The 19,566-nt window shown below is 46.2% G+C and carries 15 protein-coding genes; 11 read left to right on the forward strand and 4 right to left on the reverse strand.

Annotated elements, in window-relative coordinates; all coding sequences use genetic code 11:
- Positions 1 to 3 precede the first annotated feature (3 nt).
- Positions 4 to 1,023 carry a lysylphosphatidylglycerol synthase transmembrane domain-containing protein gene (locus MUK70_RS02960; protein WP_234655450.1) on the reverse strand — a complete coding sequence of 340 codons (1,020 nt, stop codon included), beginning with the start codon at positions 1,021 to 1,023 and terminating at the stop codon, positions 4 to 6.
- Between the two features lie 7 nt (positions 1,024 to 1,030).
- On the opposite strand from MUK70_RS02960, the gene ruvC reads away from it, so the two are divergent.
- On the forward strand, positions 1,031 to 1,615 hold the full coding sequence (gene ruvC, locus MUK70_RS02965) for a crossover junction endodeoxyribonuclease RuvC (RefSeq protein ID WP_234655449.1): 585 nt from the start codon (positions 1,031 to 1,033) through the stop codon (positions 1,613 to 1,615).
- A gap of 2 nt (positions 1,616 to 1,617) precedes the next feature.
- On the opposite strand, the gene MUK70_RS02970 is transcribed toward ruvC, so the two are convergent.
- Positions 1,618 to 4,794, reverse strand: coding sequence for a zinc-dependent metalloprotease (locus MUK70_RS02970; RefSeq protein ID WP_234655448.1), 3,177 nt, complete (start codon positions 4,792 to 4,794; stop codon positions 1,618 to 1,620).
- Between the two features lie 280 nt (positions 4,795 to 5,074).
- On the opposite strand from MUK70_RS02970, the gene MUK70_RS02975 reads away from it, so the two are divergent.
- The 8 genes from MUK70_RS02975 (at position 5,075) to rodA (ending at position 16,097) form a co-directional block, all read left to right on the forward strand.
- Positions 5,075 to 5,719: a TetR/AcrR family transcriptional regulator gene (locus MUK70_RS02975; RefSeq protein WP_234655447.1), complete on the forward strand. Its 645-nt coding sequence runs from the start codon at positions 5,075 to 5,077 to the stop codon at positions 5,717 to 5,719.
- Positions 5,697 to 7,031: a TolC family protein gene (locus tag MUK70_RS02980; RefSeq protein WP_234655446.1), complete on the forward strand. Its 1,335-nt coding sequence runs from the start codon at positions 5,697 to 5,699 to the stop codon at positions 7,029 to 7,031. The genes MUK70_RS02975 and MUK70_RS02980 overlap by 23 nt, the downstream gene beginning before the upstream one ends.
- A 34-nt stretch (positions 7,032 to 7,065) precedes the next feature.
- On the forward strand, positions 7,066 to 8,175 hold the full coding sequence (locus MUK70_RS02985; RefSeq protein WP_234655445.1) for an HlyD family secretion protein: 1,110 nt from the start codon (positions 7,066 to 7,068) through the stop codon (positions 8,173 to 8,175).
- 32 nt (positions 8,176 to 8,207) lie between these two features.
- Entirely contained in the window at positions 8,208 to 9,782 is a 1,575-nt protein-coding gene (locus MUK70_RS02990; protein ID WP_234655444.1) for a DHA2 family efflux MFS transporter permease subunit, read from the forward strand.
- A 283-nt stretch (positions 9,783 to 10,065) separates the two neighbouring features.
- Positions 10,066 to 11,148: a PLP-dependent cysteine synthase family protein gene (locus tag MUK70_RS02995; protein WP_234655443.1), complete on the forward strand. Its 1,083-nt coding sequence runs from the start codon at positions 10,066 to 10,068 to the stop codon at positions 11,146 to 11,148.
- Between the two features lie 36 nt (positions 11,149 to 11,184).
- On the forward strand, positions 11,185 to 12,756 hold the full coding sequence (locus tag MUK70_RS03000) for an NFACT RNA binding domain-containing protein (RefSeq protein ID WP_234655442.1): 1,572 nt from the start codon (positions 11,185 to 11,187) through the stop codon (positions 12,754 to 12,756).
- A gap of 119 nt (positions 12,757 to 12,875) precedes the next feature.
- Positions 12,876 to 14,801, forward strand: a complete 1,926-nt coding sequence (gene mrdA, locus MUK70_RS03005) for a penicillin-binding protein 2 (protein WP_234655441.1) — start codon at positions 12,876 to 12,878, stop codon at positions 14,799 to 14,801.
- Between the two features lie 12 nt (positions 14,802 to 14,813).
- On the forward strand, positions 14,814 to 16,097 hold the full coding sequence (rodA, locus tag MUK70_RS03010) for a rod shape-determining protein RodA (protein ID WP_234602353.1): 1,284 nt from the start codon (positions 14,814 to 14,816) through the stop codon (positions 16,095 to 16,097).
- A 101-nt stretch (positions 16,098 to 16,198) separates the two neighbouring features.
- On the opposite strand, the gene MUK70_RS03015 is transcribed toward rodA, so the two are convergent.
- Positions 16,199 to 16,576 carry a DUF423 domain-containing protein gene (locus MUK70_RS03015; protein WP_234655440.1) on the reverse strand — a complete coding sequence of 126 codons (378 nt, stop codon included), beginning with the start codon at positions 16,574 to 16,576 and terminating at the stop codon, positions 16,199 to 16,201.
- 206 nt (positions 16,577 to 16,782) lie between these two features.
- On the opposite strand from MUK70_RS03015, the gene MUK70_RS03020 reads away from it, so the two are divergent.
- A complete protein-coding gene (locus MUK70_RS03020) occupies positions 16,783 to 17,829 on the forward strand; it encodes a glycosyltransferase family 9 protein (RefSeq protein ID WP_234655439.1) in 1,047 nt (348 codons plus the stop codon).
- Here MUK70_RS03020 and MUK70_RS03025 read toward each other — a convergent pair.
- Positions 17,821 to 18,483, reverse strand: coding sequence for a YggS family pyridoxal phosphate-dependent enzyme (locus MUK70_RS03025; protein ID WP_234655438.1), 663 nt, complete (start codon positions 18,481 to 18,483; stop codon positions 17,821 to 17,823). The genes MUK70_RS03020 and MUK70_RS03025 overlap by 9 nt on opposite strands.
- A gap of 139 nt (positions 18,484 to 18,622) precedes the next feature.
- Here MUK70_RS03025 and MUK70_RS03030 point away from each other — a divergent pair, with 139 nt between their 5' ends.
- A complete protein-coding gene (locus MUK70_RS03030; RefSeq protein WP_234602361.1) occupies positions 18,623 to 19,564 on the forward strand; it encodes a DUF8428 domain-containing protein in 942 nt (313 codons plus the stop codon).
- Positions 19,565 to 19,566 lie beyond the last annotated feature (2 nt).

The following is a 19,566-nucleotide window of genomic DNA, read 5'->3' on the forward strand; positions in this document are numbered from 1 at the left end:
GAGTTAATTATTGGAGCTTGAAAATTTCATCTTACTCCATTTATATTTCCAGATCAGGAAAATCCCGATCAGGATCGGTCCGAGCACATTGAGCATCCAGACCAGAAAAGTAGCCGCGATAATCTCTTCGGCAGGCAAATTATAAGGCTCAAAAACCAGCAAGGCAGTAAACTCCCTCAGCCCCAGATCACCCAGCACATTGATCGCCGGGATCAGTGTTTTGGCCAAAAAAATCAATGAAACCGCAGACGCAAGTTCAAATGCAGGAACGGGAAAATTGAAAAGCGACAACGCCAGCACAAACTGACCCAGAAACACTGCGTAACGCAGCGCCCCGTACATTGTGGAAACAACAATATCCCAGGCTGAATAATTGCCAATGATGCGCAAATAGGCGTGCGCCTTCTGAAAAATGGCCTTCCTTGGGTGCCAGTCTGTAAGCGGTTTTCGGAACCAGACAACAAAAATTCCGGCTATTATGACAACCGCAAGCAGCATATGAATGATTTGCTTGCTTCTCGGCGGCAGGCCTAATCTGCCCTCCAAATGCAACCAACCCACTGCTCCCATCGCCACCGAAATATAAAACTGGATACCATTCGACACAATCGCCGCGCCTATTGCTTCCAGCCGCCGGTCCGATTTCAATGCAGCCACCCGTCCGATAGTGTCACCGAGTTGAGCGGGAGCTGCCACACCAAGCGCAAGCCCGGTTAATGTCCCGCGAAATGCGTCCCGGAAGCTGATATCAACCACTTTTTTTGCCAGTTGCTGCCATTTCAGACTTTCCAGTGCCCAGTTGACAGGCACAAGCACGAGCATGAAAAGCAAAATCGGCAAATGATCGGGAACCAGTATATCCCGAAAAACGGCGCTCACATCGGCAATGCCCTTTTGCTCGTTTTGAAAAGTTTTATAGATATAACTCAGGATCAGGAGCGTGATAATGAGCTTGCCCAGCCAGAGCAGGTTTTGCAGGTTTCTTTTTTCTTTGGCAGTAGAGAGTTCCTTATCTTGCACCATGATTAAAATGCAGCAAACCGACGCTACCGAAAAAGTGATTATTGGGGTGGATCCCGGCACCCAGGTGATGGGTTACGGAGTCATTTCGGTGAAAGGCCAGCACATTACATTGGTTCAATATGGTGTGATTCATCTAAGCAAATATACTACGCATGAATTGAAGTTAAAGAAAATCTTTGAGCGCATTACCCAGCTCATCGGGGAATATCTGCCCGACGAAATGGCAATTGAAGATCCATTTTACGGCAAAAACCCGCAATCGATGCTCAAATTGGGCCGTGCGCAGGGTGTGGCCATGGCAGCTGCACTGGCCAGGGACATTCCAATTGTCGAGTATTCACCCAAAAAAGTGAAACAATCTGTCACCGGCAGTGGAAGCGCTTCCAAGGAACAGGTTGCTTATATGCTCGAAAAAATCCTCAGTATGGAGCTCAGCCGGGAATTTATGGACGCAACCGACGGGATCGCCATTGCTATTTGCCATCATTATCACGCCAATTCACCCGCTTCTGTATCCACCGGGTCTTCAAAAAAATCTAAAAAAGGTGGATGGGGTGCATTTGTCAGTGAAAATCCGGAGCGGGTAAAATAGCATCAGCGGACCATTTTAAGCGTTTTAGTCACATTCCCGACTTTTAGTTGATAAATGTAAAAACCCGCGGAAAGATGTTGCCCGTCAAGTCTTGCAATATGCCAGCCTGCCGGATATTTCCCCTCTGCCAGCGACCTGATTTTCTGACCTCTTACATTATATAGTGTCAATGTTGTCAGTTCTTCCTCGGGCAGGAAAAAGGCGATCTCGGTGCTGGCGCCGACCGGGTTTGGAACATTCTGCATCAAAGTCACCTCGGTTGGCAGGTTGTAAGCAGGAGATTGATTTATTATGAATGCTACACTTTCATTGCTGGTCACTTCCGGTTCGGTTGTGGCGGTTTTCAGTTGATAAGTTCCTCCTTTTATGTCAATAGGGATCTTAAATGTGTAAGTGTTATCCGCGACGTTTGTTCCCGTTAATTTTACTGTTGCATTGTTGCTGGTGTTGCGCAGGATAAAGCGGGTCTCATTATTTTTCCCAAAAGTCGAGTTGGTAGTCAATGTCAATGTTATTTCGTCTCCCGCATTGTAGGAAGGTTCGGGTTGGAAACGCTGGAATTGCCTTTCCTGAAAAGAATAGACCTCGCCGCCTGTTGTGAGCATCAGCAGCTTATCATTGAAAATGGTTATGTCAAACGGCTCTTTCAGCATGTTCAGGCCATCGGAATAAATGTTTGTTTTTTGATCTTTAAACCTAATCAATGCGTGCGGTTCAAAATGTTGCTCCGGGGCGCCGTAGGCAGCGGCCCACATTTGATTGGTCTTGTCAAAAATTATGTTCCTGATAAAATAGCCAGAAAGCGAGAAAACCGCCTCCCAGGCCTGAGTTGCCTTATTAAGCCTGGAAACGCCCCATTCCCCGTAAGCGTAAAGGTTTTGCCTACTGTCAAAAGCAATACCGGCTAATCCCTGCGCATTGCTTATTTGCGTCCGGAAAGTCCATTTATTGTCTTTAAATGAATAAATCAACCCGTCCTCCGTTACCGTCCAAACCTGGTCCTCAGCATCTGCCGCAACACAGATCACGTGGTTATTACCAAGCACTTCCTGTCCGTAAAATGTCCATGCTCCATTCAGGAAACGTCCGACGCCGCGGTCGGATGTTTTGAAAAATATGCCCGCAGAAGTGGTCAGCACAAGCGGGGCCATTTCACCCGCAGAAAACTTTTCATTGACAAAACTCGACTCGTAGTTACCATTCACATCGCGTTTGAGCAGCACATTATTGAAACTCATTGCAAAAACATCGCCTCCCTTCGAAGCACCGAAGAAGTTGATTGCGTTAGGGCTTTTGCCTGCTGTCGTCGCTATTGTGCTCGCTTCCCAGGTTTTGAGATCCTTTGTAGTGTAATAGCCATTGTTTGTTTCGTACACATATAATTTGTCCCCAACATTGTAAAACCTGTTTTTTAGAAAACCATAAGCGTTTGTGGTAGAAAGCAGATTTTTGGAAACCAGGCCAAGAAATTCAAACCGGGAATCATTCCAATTGGTCTTAATTTCAAAATTTTTCCAGTTGGTGAAAATTCCCGGCATATACTGAACTCTCGTCCGGCCAAAATAGGATTGATTTTCATTCAGAATCGGCTGAAAAACGCCCTTGTTGGTAAAGGCTGCGTTCATTTCGCTTAATGCAATGGAATCTTTGAAAACAACCTGTTTAAATGCTCGGTCACTGGCAATCTCGATGCTTTGCCGAAACCCCGTATGCAAGGATGAAATGTAAGTTGAAACGGCGATAACGGGCTTGGCAGCAGCATGGGAAAGATCCGTAGACGACCACAATGTGCCGTTCCAGGGCGGGAGAAAATACGCCGCATCCGACCATTGACTCCATTCATTGTTTTGCTTCACCCGTAGCCGGACGGCATATCGCTCCGAGCCGTTAGGCCTGAGTATGATTTTAAAATGCTGAATCTTTTGATTTGTGACAGGAAAATCGTGAAACACGACCCCGTCTGTCTGGTTCTTATCGGCAACTTCAGTTTGGAAGGATTCAATGCCTTCATATTTTTGAAAAATGCCTGCAAGAAAGCCGTCATTCTTCCAGGAAACCTGTAACAGGAGCGGTGCTGATGATTTTTTGTCAAAAGGAGCAATCGAAAACGGCAATGTTTTCGACCATAATGCAGCTTTGGGAATCTGATCTGAAAGCACCCGTGCGAAGTAATTTCCCTCGCCCTGACCTGCAGACGTGAAATGCGATTGGGCAATCAATGTGTCTTCGACAATGTCCGTAAAAGCCGCATCCCGGGCTATTTGAAAGCGATATTGATTCACGCCAAAAGGTGTTTTCCATCGAAATGAGGGCGTATGAGACGCTTTTTGAGCATCGTCTTCGTAAATGGTCAATGAATCCGGCGCGTTGGGGTTCTCTTGAATGGCGGTGAGTTTGAAATTCTCATCCATGTTTCCTTCCGCATAATTCCGCATCAGGTTCTGGCACAGTGGGTGAAAACGCAAAACAGACCGGCAGTAGGACATGATAGACCCATTAACCGTTTCCTGGTAACCCTCTTCGCACTCCGCGCTTGCACCTTCCAGCGCCGTGCAGCGATCGATTGGACCGCCTGGCCACGAGCAATTGTGTGTATGCGGCGAGCCCAACGTGTGCCCGAGCTCGTGGCAAAGCAGGTCAATGGGCAGGTCAGGCATTTCGGGCCTTGGAAAATTGGAAGAACACATGCGATAACCGCCATAAAACCACCCGTCCCGGCTCGAAAGACTCACAACGGCGTCCCTTTCGTCAGTTCTGTTGAAGAGCCAGTAATTCTGAACATTGGAGAAATACTGAAAATCCTCGTCCAACGCATAAGGCTCGGGTTTATCCCAAATGAGGATCGACGTGATGGTCAGCTTTACATTGATGTCCCTTTCAAAAATGGCGGAGGCTTGGTTGATAAATTGCACTGCCCGTCTCGTAATCAGCGCCTTATCTCCGCCGTAAAGCTGATAAGTTTTGTAATTGATGTCGAGTGCAAGCCTGTATTCGAGTTTTTGCTCCCCGGCCGTTCTGGCGCGAGTCAGGTCTTTTACCCGGGCAAATTTTACGAGTCGGGATGCTGATAGGGAGTCATTTGTGCCGCAAACAGGAAGGGTTTGCTGTGCTGAGGCGATGTAAGGTGCCACGCACAACAGGATAATCAGCCCAATGATCCTGGTAAAAAGTATTTTCATGAACGAGGAGTTTTGCCTTAACGCTGGTCTGCGGCGCGAATGGGCCGGAAATGTGCCCATTTGCCCTAAAAATAGGACAATGTTCTTATCATTTTCGTTGCAATGGGCATTCAACCGAGATTAAAAAAATTTTAATGGTATTTAACCAACATTTCATTTTACTAATCAAACGTTTGTTTAGTAAAATCAAACAATCGTTTGATTTTTATTTTTGGCTGATTTAAATTTGCATCACTATTAACGGAAAGAAAATGTTATGAACTGTTAATGAGTCATTTAGATGGAATATAACGCAAAGCAGATACAGATCATAGAAGTTGCAGAACGTTTGTTTGCCGACAAAGGGTTTGCGGGGACGTCGGTGCGGGACATTGCGCAGGAGGCCAATGTGAATGTCTCGATGATCTCTTACTATTTCGGATCGAAGGAAAAATTGATCGAGGCGCTTTTTGCCATGCGCATGGGCGAATCCCGCTCGCGAATGGAAATGCTGCTCAGTAACGAAGATTTGATCCCAATTCAAAAAATCAACATCCTGATTGACAGCGCAATTGACCGTCTGATGGGGAACCAGTGCTTTCACAATATTATGATGCGTGAGCAGCTTTCGTCGGAGCGGACGCCGGCGATTTCGGAGCATATCAGAACTTTGAAACTGCGGAATGTGCAGTTAATGCAGAAGCTGATCGAAGAAGGTCAGGCAATGGGGGCATTTCGCAAGAACATTGACCTGAGCCTGATGAGCACCACATTATACGGCACGATCAATTACGCGATCGCGACCCAGGATTTTTACAAGCGGATCAACGGTCTGGAAGATATGGAAGAGGCTGAATTTCAGAACCATTTGAGAAGAAAATTAAGCCAGCACTTAAAAAGTTTATTTAAATCAACAGTAACTAATGAACACCACAACCAGGACTAAAAGAATGGTTTTTGCGATCGCCAGCGTGTTCTGGCTCGCCGCAACCGCTCATTCGTTCGCCCAGGACCCGCGAAAATTGACGCTGGAAGAAGCGATTGAAATGAGTTTGAAAAACAGCAAGCAGCTCAAATTAAGTCAGACCAATGTAGATCTAGCCGGTCTGGGTATCAGGCAAATCAAGGAAAATCAGTTGCCAAGCCTGAGTGTTTCAGGTTCTTACCTGAGATTGAATTCGCCGAACATTAACCTCAAACTGCCAAGAAACGGAAGCGACAGCACACAAACCAGCGCTCCGGAAGTTCACCAGGTAATGTATGGAATGGCAAGCGCATCACTGCCGATTTTCTCCGGTTTCAGATTCAAATATGGCCTGGAATCAGCACATTACCTGGAACAAGCGGCGAAACTGGACGCTGAAAATGACCGTGATGCCGTGATCCAGAATACAGTTGCGGCTTACAGCAATTTGTATAAGGCCAAAAAATCGGTGGACCTGGTTGCTGAAAACCTGTTGCGGGAGCGAGAGCGCGTGGCCGAATTTACAAACCGTGAAAAAAACGGCATGCTGGCCAGAAACGATTTGATGAAAGCCAAATTGCAGGAGTCGAACATTGAACTTGCATTGCTCGATGCTGAAAACGATCTGAAAGTAACGACCATTAATATGAACCTCCTGCTGGGCATGCCTGAAAATACGGTGTTGGCAGCCGATTCGGCCAGTTTTATGGCCTTGAAGGAAGAAGGCAATGCGGCCGAGTGGGAGCAAACGGCGATTTCACATCGCAAGGACATTGCGGCCAATGGCATCCGTCAAAAAGCAGCAAATACAGACATTAAGGTTGCTAAGGCCGATTTTTATCCTAATGTGGCGCTCACCGCAGGTTACGTTGCCCTCAGCATTCCAGGAGTGGCGACGATCCCGAATGCAATGAATGCAGGAATTGGCGTGCGATACGACATTGGATCACTCTGGAAATCGGGTGCAAAAATTGCGCAGGCGAGGACGAAGGTTTACCAGCTGAAAACGAATGAAGAGATCCTTTTGGACCGCATTCATCTGGAAGTCAACACGGCTTATTTCAATTATGTTTTGAGCAAAAGAAAAATTGACGTCTATGCCAAAGCCGTGGAGCAAGCCGACGAAAATTACCGGATCACCAAAAATAAATACGATAACAGTCTGGTAACGACCACAGAACTACTCGATGCAGACGTCGCCCAGGTGCAGTCCCGCATCAACTACGAAGCCGCCAAAGCCGACGCCATCGTAGCCTACAAAAAACTAGAACAATCAGCCGGAGTGATTAATTAAAATCATTCAGTCATTCACTCATTAAACATTGAAAATGGAAACCAATCAAAATACACTGCAACCCGAGGAAGCTCCAAAAAAGAAAAACTACACATTCGTGATCATTCTTTGCGTGCTGATTGCGATCGGCGGAACCTGGGGTTTTACCAAATACAACCACGGTTTGCACCACGAAGAAACAGACGACGCGCAAATTGACGCGAATATCAGTCCTGTAATTCCCAGGATATCGGGTTATGTGACGGAAATTAAGGTGAAGGACAATCAAACTGTCAAAAAAGGCGACACACTGATCGTCCTGGATAATCGCGATCAGCTCATCAAACTTGAACAAGCGAAAGCAGGGCTGGCAGGCTCTCAAGGCAACCTCGTCGTGGCCAATGCTACAACCAATGCTTCGCAGGCAAGCGGCATAACTTATCAGGCCAATGTGTCGATCGTAGAAGCGCAGATTGAAGAGGCAAAAGTGAATGTATGGCGTGCCAATCAGGATTTTGCCCGCTATGAAAACCTGATCAAAGACCATTCGATCACACAGCAGGAATATGAGCAGGCATCGGCGACGAAACAAAAAGCTGAACGTCAGCTGGCCGTCTTGGTTGCGCAGAAAAACGCAGCAGAACGTCAGGCGAAAGCAGCAGGCAGTCAAACCCGCGCGACTTCTGTTCAAACCGATGTGGCTAATGCAAACATTAAGGCACGCCAGGCAGAGATTGCGAATGCAGAATTAATCCTTTCATACACAGTGATTACCGCACCGACAGACGGTCGTGTTTCAAAGGTGAATGCGCAGGTTGGCCAGTATTTGCAGGCGGGGCAGTCGCTGTTCAGCATTATTTCAACCACTGAGCCCTGGGTTGTGGCGAATTTCAAAGAAACACAATTGACCAAAATGAAATTGGGACAACATGTGAAAATTCACGTGGATGCTTATCCGGATCACGAATTTGAGGCAAAAGTGGCGTCTTTCTCTCCTGCAACAGGCGCAAGATTCGCATTACTTCCTCCTGATAATGCAAGTGGAAATTTCGTAAAAGTGGTGCAACGACTGCCTGTAAGGATTGAATTTACGCAGCCAAATGACCAGCGTATAGCAGCTTTGAGACCGGGCATGAACGTGTTCGTGGATGTGGAATTGAACTAAGGATCAGCACACTGACCTTAAACCCAAATTAAATGGAATTACAGGAATCACTCGTCGAATATGGTTTCCGAAGGGTCATCATTACGATCACAGCTGTACTATGTGCGTTGCTCGAAATCGTCGACACCACCATTGTCAATGTCGCGCTCAACGACATGCGGGGAAACCTGGGCGGAACATTGTCCGAAGTGAGCTGGGTTATTACGGCCTATGCCATTGGTAATGTGATCGTTGTGCCCATGACCAGCTGGCTTTCACAACAGTTTGGCCGCCGGAATTACTTTGCAGCTTCTATCATTATTTTTACGGTTGCCTCATTTCTTTGCGGTAACGCGAACAACATCTGGGAATTGGTATTTTTCAGGTTAATACAAGGCCTGGGCGGCGGCGCGTTACTGGTAACTGCCCAGACACTGATCACCGAAAGTTACCCACCCGAAAAACGCGGAGTTGCGCAGGCTATTTACGGTCTGGGTGTGATTGTGGGCCCTACATTGGGCCCGCCGCTGGGAGGTTACATTGTGGATCATTACAGCTGGCCTTACATATTTTATATCAACATTCCGCTGGGCATCATTGCCGCGATGCTGACTTTGCAATTTGTCAGAAGCCCAAGGTTTTCTCAAAAGAAAGCAGCGAATGAAATTGATTACTGGGGCATTGTCCTGCTGGCTATTTCCGTAGGTTCGCTTCAATATGTGTTGGAAAAAGGGCAGGAAGAAGACTGGTTCAACGACGAAATCATTATTCTGTTGACCGTTACAGCTGTTTTTGGATTCTTCTTCTTTATCTGGCGCGAATGGACTTATAAAAATCCGATTGTTAACCTGAGGGTTTTAGCGAATGGAAACCTGCGCGTCGGGACCATTTTGTCCTTCATTCTCGGTTTCGGATTATATGGTTCTACATTCGTCATTCCTTTGTATACGCAGGCTACATTAGGCTGGACGGCAACACAATCGGGCATGTTAATGGTCCCCGCGGCCGTTGTTACCGCCATGATGATGCCCATTGTAGGTCAGCTCATCCAGCGCGGTGTGAAGCAGCAATATCTGGTTTCGGCCGGAATGGTCTTCTTCTTTATTTACAGTTACTGGGGTTACTTAATCCTGACTCCTGACACAGGAAAAGACGCATTTTTCAACATGCTGATTGTGCGAGGAATTGGCTTGGGATTGTTATTTGTGCCCATTACGACATTGGCATTATCGACATTAAAAGGAAGGGAGATTGGTGAAGGGGCAGCGTTTACCGGGATGATGCGGCAGCTGGGCGGTTCGTTTGGCGTGGCGGTGATCACAACCTATCTGGCCAGACAAAACATGCTGCACCGCAATGATCTGGTTAGCAAGCTGGACGTTAACAATCCGTCCGTTATGCAGCGGGTTGAAGGTTTGCAGCAATCTTTTATGGCCAAAGGAATGTCCTCGGATGTTGCGCTGAAAAGCGGTTACAAGATCCTGGATTATACGGTCACCAAACAGGCGCAGGTTATGTCTTACATGGACGTGTTCCTTTATCTGGGACTCATGTTTCTCATCTGCGTTCCGTTCGTGCTCTGGACCAAAAGCGGCAAAACCAAAGTGGATCCTTCCTCCGTGCATTAAGATTTCAAGTGTAGTGGTAATATTGAAGAAGCTTTCCGATTTTGGGAAGCTTCTCTTTTTTTTGACGCGGCGGGGCCTCCTTGATTGCCAGAATTAGGCAACTCCGCGGGAGTTGTAAATTCTTCCATAAACCGGGGTCTTCTAGAAACAGGGTGTCCCTCCGGGACGATTGAGTTGAATAATTTTGAGGTCGCGAAAGTTTTGTTATTTTGTTATTGATGCCATTGTATATTCAAATCTTTTATTTAATGATTTTCTTTGCTTCCTAATCAAACCGTTCGCTGTGCATTCAACCCATACACATTCACTTTCTAATTCCTGGGTAACCGCGGCCATAACCAAGATCGAGGCGGATTATCAGCGGTCGGCGGATACGCATTTGATTCCGTTGCAACTGCCTGAATTTCCGGGTGTTGATTTTTATTTTAAAGATGAATCGACGCATCCTTCGGGTAGTTTGAAGCACCGGTTATCGCGGTCGCTGTTTTTGTATGCGCTTTGTAACGGGTGGATTTACGAAGGGACGACGGTCGCAGAGGCTTCCAGCGGTTCAACTGCTGTTTCTGAAGCGTATTTCGCGCGGTTACTGGGTTTACCGTTCATTGCGGTGATGCCCAAAACGACAAGTCAGGACAAGGTGCAGGCCATTGAATTTTATGGTGGTAAATGTCACTTCGTAGATCATCCGGCCGAAGTTTATGACGTTTCCAGACGCATTGCGGAGGAAAATAAAGGTCATTTTATGGACCAGTTCACCTACGCCGAACGCGCGACGGACTGGCGCGGTAATAACAACATTGCCGAATCCATTTTTCGGCAAATGCAGTTTGAAGCCCACCCGGTTCCGACATGGATCGTCATAGGCGCGGGCACAGGCGGGACTTCGGCGACACTGGGCCGTTATGTGCGTTACGAGCGCTATGCGAGCCGAATTTGCGTGGTTGATCCTGAAAATTCCGTGTTTTACGATTGCTGGCAAACCAATGATCCCGGCGTTTGCAGTGATTTTGGATCGCGGATCGAGGGCATAGGTCGGCCGAGAGTAGAGCCTTCATTTATTCCAACCGTGGTGGATCACATGATCCGTGTGCCGGATGCTGCGAGTTTTGCCGCGATGAAAACATTGTCTCAACTGCTGAACCGAAGGGTAGGAGGTTCAACAGGAACCAATTTCTGGGGCGCGCTTCAACTGGCGCAGGAAATGAAGGAGCAGGATTTGAGAGGTTCAATCGTCACGCTGATCTGCGATTCGGGTGAGCGTTACCAGGATACCTATTATAATGACGCATGGTTGGCGAAAAACGGTTTTCTGGATGCGGTTCAGGAAGAGAGCCGCAGATTGGCCTGCGTGACCGGGTTAGTGTAAAAGTGCCTACTTTTGCGCTGAATTATCCGAAATGCCGTGCACCAGAATTACTATTTTTTAAAACAGCTTGCTCCGGCTTTGCATCAGCAATTGGCCGGAAAAACATTCATTGAAGCTTTTAGTCAGGAAAAGGACGAAATTATTCTGGTGTTTGACGCCTCGGTGAATGATCAAAACCTGGTTGATCCCTTTTTTATCAAAGCCACATTAAGGTCGAATTTTGCCTGCCTGAGCTTTCCGGATAGTTTCGATCGTGCCCGGCGCAATAGCGTAAACCTATTTATAGATTTCCAAAATCAAAAAGTGGATTTCGTTCAGGTTTACCTCAATGAAAGAGCAATTCAAATCCGTTTTGAAGATGGTAAGAAACTCGTTTTCAAGCTTTTTGGCAACCGGTCAAATTTGATTGCATTAAATGAAGAAGGCATAGCCACGCAGCTTTTTAACAACAAACTCCCTGCCGACAAATCGATCACTTCGGAATCCCTTAACCGCCAGATTGACCAGTCTTATGAGGCTTTTGTCCAAAATAAGGAGCGTTTCGAAGCTTTGTTTCCAACATTTGGGAAGCTTGTAAATGCCTACTTGGTGGAAAAAATAAGAGATTTAAATAATGCCTCAGAGAAGTGGGGCATCATTCAGCAAACATTAATTAAGCTGGATACGCCTCCCTATTATCTGACCAAAATCGAGCTCGTTCCGGCCCTTTCGCTTTTGCCTGTTGGCGAGATTATTACAGAATACAATGATCCTATTGAGGCCTTGAACGGGTTTTATTTAGCATACATCCGGCTCAGCGGCATTGACAAGGAGAAGGCTGAGATCATCCGCATGTTGAGAAAAAGACTCACGCAGACGGATCATTATCTCGAAAATACGTTTAAGAAACTCGTCGAGCTGGAAGAGGCTACCAAGAATGATGAGATTGGGAACATTATCATGGCCAATCTACATGCCATTCCCGAGCGGACTGAGAAAATAGAGCTTTTTGACTTTTACCGTGACCAGCCCATTGTTGTAAAATTAAAAAAGGATCTTACCGCACAGAAGAATGCAGAAGGTTATTACAGAAAGTCTAAAAACGAGAAAATCGAGTTGGGGAGATTAAATGATAGCCTTGCTGCGCGGGAAATTGAGCGTCAGAATTTGGCCAAACATTTGACGGCCATTGAATCGATTGAATCGTTGCGGGAGCTGAGAAGTTACATTAAAACGAACGGCCTCGATCATACCAAAGCCGTCGCCACAGCCACGGATCTTTTCAAAAAAGTAGAATTCATGGGTTACACCATTCTGATCGGGCGAAATGCCAAAAACAATGATGTTTTAACCAAACAATTTGCAACCAAAGACGATCTTTGGTTGCACGCAAAGGACGTTACGGGCTCGCATGTGGTGATCAAAAATCAGCCAGGACGCAATTTTCCGGCATTGGTTATCGAGCGGGCAGCGGAATTAGCGGCTTTTTATTCCAAAAGAAAAAACGATTCGCTGTGCCCGGTTATCTACACACCAAAGAAATTTGTCCGTAAACCAAAGGGTCTGCCGGAAGGGGCTGTGGTGATTGATAAGGAAAATGTTTTGATGGTGGCAGCGAAAGGTGAATAGCCGATTTATTCTGTTATAAATGAAGTTTTTAGTGCGTGAAACGTTTACATGTGCTTTGATAAGTCTGGCGATATGACGAACTTCGTATGAAAATAGAGAACAGGAATTTTTAGTGCAGAATGCTTGAAAGTCGTCGCTTTGTCATCATTGGTTTTTTTGCTTTAGTAGGTTTAATCTACTTATTACGACTTTTCTACTTGCAGGTTCTGGACGAAAGTTACTCCATCGAATCGTCCAGCAACTCCATTAAGCGTGTCATAGAAATCCCGTTTCGCGGGCAGATCTACGACCGCACCGGAAAGCTCATCGTTTATAATACACCCGTTTACGATTTATTGGTTACGCCTTACAAAGCGCGTGTGGATGATACGCTTCGTTTTTGCCAGGTTTTGGGTATTGAGCGCCGCGATTTTGACAGCTTAATGAACGCAGCGAGTGCATACAGCCGCGTAAAGCCATCCTTATTTCTCCGCCAGCTGTCCAAAGAGGATTTTGCCTCTATCCAGGACATTATGGTGGATTACTCGGGTTTTGAGTTTGCCAAAAGCTCCCTGCGCACATATACGGCGCCCACGCTCGCGAATACGCTCGGTTATGTGAGCGAGATTACAAGAGGTCAGCTGGAAAAGCAGGAAGAGCCTTATTACCGCCAGAGCGACTATATTGGCCAGAGCGGGATTGAAAAAATATATGAAAATGAACTGCGCGGGAAGCGCGGGACTAAGTTTGTCATGCAGAATGTGAGCGGCGTTTACAAAGGCCCCTGGAAAGGCGGTGAGTTGGATACAATGGCCGTTGCAGGTGCGAACCTTTATTCCGGAATTGACCTGGAAGTGCAGCAATATGCGGATAGTCTGATGGTTAATAAAGTGGGCAGCGTGGTGGCCATTGAGCCGAAAACGGGCCAGATCATTTCCATGGTTTCTGCACCCACTTATGATCCCAACATTCTGGCCAGTCGATATTTCTCCAAAAACTATGCTGCCCTGGCGCGAAATCCTTATAAGCCGCTCTTTAACAGACCGGTTATGGCGAGTTACAGGCCGGGATCTACATTTAAATTGATACAAGCTTTAATTGGTTTGCAGGAGGGCGTGATTACGCCGGAAAGCGGTTTTACGCATGCAAATTGTCCGGTTGGATGCCACAATCACCCGGCCACTGGAACCGTGGCTTTGGGGGTTATGCACTCGTGCAACCCGTATTTTTACAATGTTTTCAGGCGGATCATTTATAAAAACAACATTCAAAATACGTTCAAAGCTTCTGCGGTGGGTCTGGACGCGTGGCATGATGCGATCAGTAAATTCGGGATTGGACAAAGGTTGGGAATTGACCTACCGAGTGAATACAAAGGGAATTTGCCTAATAAAAAATACTATGACCGCTTCTATGGCGAATATCGCTGGAAGTTCTCCAACATTTATTCGCTAAGCATCGGCGAAGGCGAGTTGTTGATCACGCCGCTCAAAATGGCAAATGTGGCTGCGATCATTGCAAACAAAGGTTATTTCTACACGCCACACGTAATCCACGGTATTGGTGACGCCAAGAAAGTGAATCCCGATTTTTTGGTAAGGCACGACACAGGAGTCGAATCGCACAATTTTGATCCTGTTATTGAGGGAATGATCGGTGCGGTGGAAGGCGGAACGGCCCGCAGGTCGCGCGTGGAAGGCATTACCATTGCCGGAAAAACGGGAACTTCGCAGAACAAACGCGGGGACGACCATTCGATCTTCATCGCCTTCGCACCGGTTGAAAATCCCAAAATCGCTATTGCTGTTTTTGTAGAAAACGCAGGGGCAGGAGGCTCGGCCGCTGCCCCGATTGCCAACTTGATCATTGAAAAATATTTAACCAGAAAGATTACCAATAAGGCATTGGAAGAGCGGATGTTCAAGGCAGATTTGATGAGCAAAGTGATCTTGCCTGGACAGAAAAAGCCGATCTCCGCGGACTCGTTGAAGAAAAAGCTAATTTCTGCGGATTCATTGAAGAAAAAAGCGGTTTCGAAGCCGGTAACCCCACCTGAAAAACAATAACCCAACACACCAATGGCGGAAAATAAGCCCATAACAAAGAATGTAGACTGGATGGTGGTGCTCATTTACATCGCCTGTCTGGGGATTGGCTGGGTGAATATTTACGCTGCCGTTTACAACCCTGAAGTGAATATGAGCATGTTCGATTTGGGGAACAATGCCGGGAAGCAGCTGATGTGGATTGGAACAGCCGCTTTACTGATCATTTGCATCCTTGTGATTGATTATAAATTCTATGAGACCTTTTCCTTCATCATATATGCGGTCATTGTTTTCTTGCTGGTCGTCGTTTTATTCGCGGGATCGAACATTAATGGATCACGCTCGTGGATCAAGTTTGGGGCGTTTTCGTTGCAACCTGCGGAGTTTTCAAAGCTGGCAATCAGTCTCGCCATTTCCAAATATCTGAGTGATCCTGCAATCAGTCTTACGCGCAAGCTCAAAGATTATTATCCCATTATGGGGATCATTGCATTGCCCGCATTTCTCATTCTTTTATCCAACGAAACGGGTTCAATGCTCGTTTTTGCTTCATTTGCGATTGTGCTTTACCGCGAAGGAATGCCTGGATTTATTCCGGCAATCGGCATGGTAACGGCTGCTTTGCTGATCATTACATTGCTTTTTGTGAAGTGGTATATTGCCGGTGTGATCATTGTCATTGCGGGTCTGGCGATCTGGCTGATGCCCGTTATGACGCGTAGGCGGGGCGGACTTTGGGCAACGATCATTATTGCATTTGTGATGATCGGGATTGTGTTCGGGGTGGACTTTTTTATGAATAATGTGCTTCAAAAACACCAGAGGGGCCGTATTATGGTGCTTTTGGATCCTGATTCCGATCCGCGCGGAATTGGCTGGAATGTGATCCAGTCCAAGATTGCGATCGGCTCAGGCGGATTTGCAGGGAAGGGATTTTTGCAGGGGACGCAGACTAAATTTGATTTCGTGCCCGAACAAAGCACCGACTTTATATTTTGCACCGTAGGAGAGGAGCATGGTTTTATCGGCTCCGCTATCGTGGTTGTGCTCTTCGTTTCCCTGATAGCCAGGCTCGTTGTGCTCGCAGAACGACAGCGAAGCCGGTTTGCGCGGGTTTACGGTTACTGCGTAGCCGGAATTATCTTTTTCCACTTCATGGTCAACATTGGCATGACCATCGGTTTAATGCCCGTGATCGGGATTCCATTGCCATTTTTCAGTTACGGAGGTTCGTCCCTCTGGTCTTTTTCGATCTTGCTTTTCGTTTTCCTAAAAATCGACGCCCAGCGACCGTTTACGTTGTCGAGGGGCTGAGATGAATGATTGAATGAGTGAATGAAAAAAAACTATTCAGTCATTCAGTCATTCAAAATTTGCTTATTCAGTCATTCAATCATTCAATCATTCAAAATTCATTAAACCTTCCCAGCTGCCAGAATCAGCAAAACCCATCCGGCGATTAGTGCCAATCCGCCAATAGGTGCCGTTGCGCCGAATTTTGTGATGCCGGTAAAGCAAATGGCGTAAAGTGAACCTGAAAAAATGATCACACCGATCGCAAATGCATTGCCTGACCAACCCAGTAATTTAATGGCGTCCGTGCCGGCGCGTTGCATGAGCAATCCTACCAAAACCATGGCTATGGCGTGGTAAAACTGATATTTTACAGCTGTTTCAAAAGTGTCGCTCCGGCCGGAAGCTTCCAGCATTCCTTTCAATGCATGTGCACCGAACGCGCCTAACGCCACGGCTAGCGCACCCAAAATCCCACCGGCCTGAATCATGAATTTCATATTATTTATCAATTAAGGTAATGTGAATGCATTGCGGGAAATGTCCGTTTTACGGCTTGCATATTAGTATAGCCAGCATTTCGCAGTGCGGTAAAGTTATGCCCGGATTGAGCTGTAACCAACTCTTTGATTCAATTTTATTATCTTGCGTGGTTGTAAAAAAGGCGGGGAGATCGTAGCCGCCAATGTTGGATAAGAATTACGAAATGACTTTAAAAAGCTTTATAGCGCTCTGGACTCATCGTTATCATAAATATTCGCACATTAGCAAAGCCCATCTTCTTGGTTATCAGGCTTGGTTACATTTCAAAGGCGTAAAAAGTAAATTAAGGAAGGATCAAAAGCTAATCGCGATCATCCGCACGGAACATTTTGGGGACATCGTGGCAGCAGAACCGATCTCGCGTTATGTGCGCTCCCTGCACCTTAATGCGCACATTGTTTGGTTTGTTAAACCTTCGTTCGCTGAACTGGTTGCGCATAATCCTTCTATCGACGAGGTCTTTAAGGAATTTTGTGTGACAGAACGGAAGACGTTGCTGGATACGGGCGTTTTTGATGAGGTTATCCAGCTGCAATTCACCAACAATAACCATTGCCCCAAATGCCAGGTTTTTATTAATAATCCGGTTGCAACGCGGCGTAACATCAACATTTTCAATTATTTCAATTTTGGAAATTTGCTGGAAGTTTTCGCTCAGACAGGCGATCTGATTCCTGAAAAAGCTGCATTTCCTGCGGATGACCGTCCCCGACTTTATTTGCAGGAAAGTCACCGTCAAAAAGTGGATTCTTTGCATTTAAAAGAACCATTTATCGTGCTGCATTGCCAGTCCAATTACGCGCCGAAAGACTGGCCTGCCGAAAAATGGGAGCAGCTGGTGCAATGGCTGGCGGGTAATTATCCTTATCAGATCGTCGAAATTGGCCTGAAAAGCAATCTTTCGGTAACTGCGAAATCGTATCGCAACCTATGCGGTCAGCTGAGCATTTTGGAAACAGCCGAGGTAATCCGCCGTGCTTCCTATTTTATCGGATTGGACAGCGGTCCTTCGCATTTGGGCAATGCTTCGGGCACATTCGGAATGATTTTAATGGGTTCGCTGAATGATTTTCCAGAGTATAATCCCTATTCAGGAGGTTATGGAAGGCAGGAGAATGCGATTTTTGTACGTCAGAAAGGCCTTCCGTGCTCGCAGCTTTCGTTTGATTTTGTAAAGGACAAAGTCGCTGGCGTTATCCAGCTACCTTGACCCGAAAATATAGCTTCCAACCCGCACAAGCGTGCTGCCTTCCTCCATCGCGATCGAGTAGTCCGCGCTCATACCCATGGAAAGCTCCTGCATGCTGATCTGCTCGCTATTGTATTTTTTGAATGATTCGAACAAAGACTTCAACCCCCGGAATTCATTCCTGACCGCCTGCTCATCTGCCGTATTCGACGCCATTCCCATCAACCCCAATATGCGCACATTCTTCAATGTTTTCAATGCCGGGGTGGTCAGTATTTCAACAGCTTCTTCTTCCGACAATCCAAATTTTGTCTCTTCCTGCGCGATGAAAATTTGCAGCAGGCAATCGATTACGCGTTCATTTTTCGCAGCTTCTTTATTGATCTCCTTTAATAATTTGAAACTGTCAACAGAATGCACCAGTGTAACATACGGTGCCATATATTTGACCTTATTGGTCTGCAAATGGCCGATCATGTGCCATTCGATGTCCTTGGGAAGCGCCTCATGTTTGGCTGTCATCTCCTGCACCTTGTTCTCGCCAAAACGCTTGCAGCCAGCCTGATAAGCTTCCAGGAGAACTTCTACGGGCTTGGTTTTTGTTACCGCAATCAAACGGGTTTCCTGTTTTAATCCTTTTTCTATTTGTCCAATATTTTCAGCAATTGACGGCATTTGGGGAGACTAATTTTTTGAGTATTAAAGTATTAAACGGCAAATTTGCTTGTCGGCATCCAGAAATAGATGTTAACATATTTCAAAATTGAAAAAAACATAGTTCTTTTACCAACTAATTAAAAATATAACCTTCTGTATGGACTATAATCAGGAACAAAAGCAAGACAGGAAAACACTTTTATGGGCCGCTCTGGCCGTATTGCTATTGCTTAACTTGGTGCTTGTTTATTTTATCTATCATGAAAAACAGGAAAATCTCGCAAAAGACGACATTATAACGGCCAAGACAGAGGAAGTTCTTTTTATCAAAACCAAACTTGACTCTATTTCACAGGAGCTCGACATTAAAATTGCAGAAATTCAGAAGCTCGGGGGCAGTGTGGATTCATTGTTGGCAATGAAATCGCAGCTGGAAAAGGATAAGCTGGAATTAAAGAATATGAGCAATTATTCAGCGTCGGGTTACAACAAGAAGATCAAAGGATATGAAACTGTGCTGAATGAAAAAGACACAGAAATTGCTGAGCTAAAACAGGAACTGGGCATTGCGACTTCAAAAAACCAGGAACTGAACGAAAAAGTTACCGGGCTGGAATCGGAGAAGCAACTGCTGGCAGACTCCGTTACCAATTATTCGGTTCAAAACAGGGAGTTGGCTGAGAAAGTTACCATTGCATCAGCATTAAGAGCTGAAAACCTGACGGTTAATGCAGTTTCGGCAAAAGGCAAGGAACGTGAGGGCGGAAAATACAAAGCAAAACGCATTGATAAACTGCGGGTGAATTTTAGTTTGGCGCCGAATGCGGTTGCAAAACAGAATGAAAAGGAAATGTATTTGCGCATTCTGGATCCGGACGGCGCGGTCTTGTCGGATATGGCAACAGGGTCGGGATCATTCATGCATGATGGCAAGGAGTTGATTTACAGCTCACGTCAAACGGTTAATTTTACAAATAGCGGACAATCGGTTGACATCTTATACGGGCGTGGCGGCATTCCTTTGAAAGACGGCAAGTATGCGATTGAAGTGTACAGTGAAGGATTTAAAATTGGGCAGGGCGACTTCGAAGTGAGGTAATC

The organism is Dyadobacter chenwenxiniae (assembly GCF_022869785.1).
Classification (GTDB): Bacteria; Bacteroidota; Bacteroidia; order Cytophagales; family Spirosomataceae; genus Dyadobacter; species Dyadobacter chenwenxiniae.

Excerpts from the sequence above, each read along its gene's own strand:
- MUK70_RS02960 (WP_234655450.1), bottom strand. The coding sequence starts at position 1,023 with ATGGTGCAAGATAAGGAACTCTCTACTGCCAAAGAAAAAAGAAACCTG.
- ruvC (WP_234655449.1), top strand. The coding sequence starts at position 1,031 with ATGCAGCAAACCGACGCTACCGAAAAAGTGATTATTGGGGTGGATCCC.
- MUK70_RS02970 (WP_234655448.1), bottom strand. The coding sequence starts at position 4,794 with ATGAAAATACTTTTTACCAGGATCATTGGGCTGATTATCCTGTTGTGC.
- MUK70_RS02975 (WP_234655447.1), top strand. The coding sequence starts at position 5,075 with ATGGAATATAACGCAAAGCAGATACAGATCATAGAAGTTGCAGAACGT.
- MUK70_RS02980 (WP_234655446.1), top strand. The coding sequence starts at position 5,697 with ATGAACACCACAACCAGGACTAAAAGAATGGTTTTTGCGATCGCCAGC.
- MUK70_RS02985 (WP_234655445.1), top strand. The coding sequence starts at position 7,066 with ATGGAAACCAATCAAAATACACTGCAACCCGAGGAAGCTCCAAAAAAG.
- MUK70_RS02990 (WP_234655444.1), top strand. The coding sequence starts at position 8,208 with ATGGAATTACAGGAATCACTCGTCGAATATGGTTTCCGAAGGGTCATC.
- mrdA (WP_234655441.1), top strand. The coding sequence starts at position 12,876 with ATGCTTGAAAGTCGTCGCTTTGTCATCATTGGTTTTTTTGCTTTAGTA.
- rodA (WP_234602353.1), top strand. The coding sequence starts at position 14,814 with ATGGCGGAAAATAAGCCCATAACAAAGAATGTAGACTGGATGGTGGTG.
- MUK70_RS03015 (WP_234655440.1), bottom strand. The coding sequence starts at position 16,576 with ATGAAATTCATGATTCAGGCCGGTGGGATTTTGGGTGCGCTAGCCGTG.
- MUK70_RS03020 (WP_234655439.1), top strand. The coding sequence starts at position 16,783 with ATGACTTTAAAAAGCTTTATAGCGCTCTGGACTCATCGTTATCATAAA.
- MUK70_RS03025 (WP_234655438.1), bottom strand. The coding sequence starts at position 18,483 with ATGCCGTCAATTGCTGAAAATATTGGACAAATAGAAAAAGGATTAAAA.
- MUK70_RS03030 (WP_234602361.1), top strand. The coding sequence starts at position 18,623 with ATGGACTATAATCAGGAACAAAAGCAAGACAGGAAAACACTTTTATGG.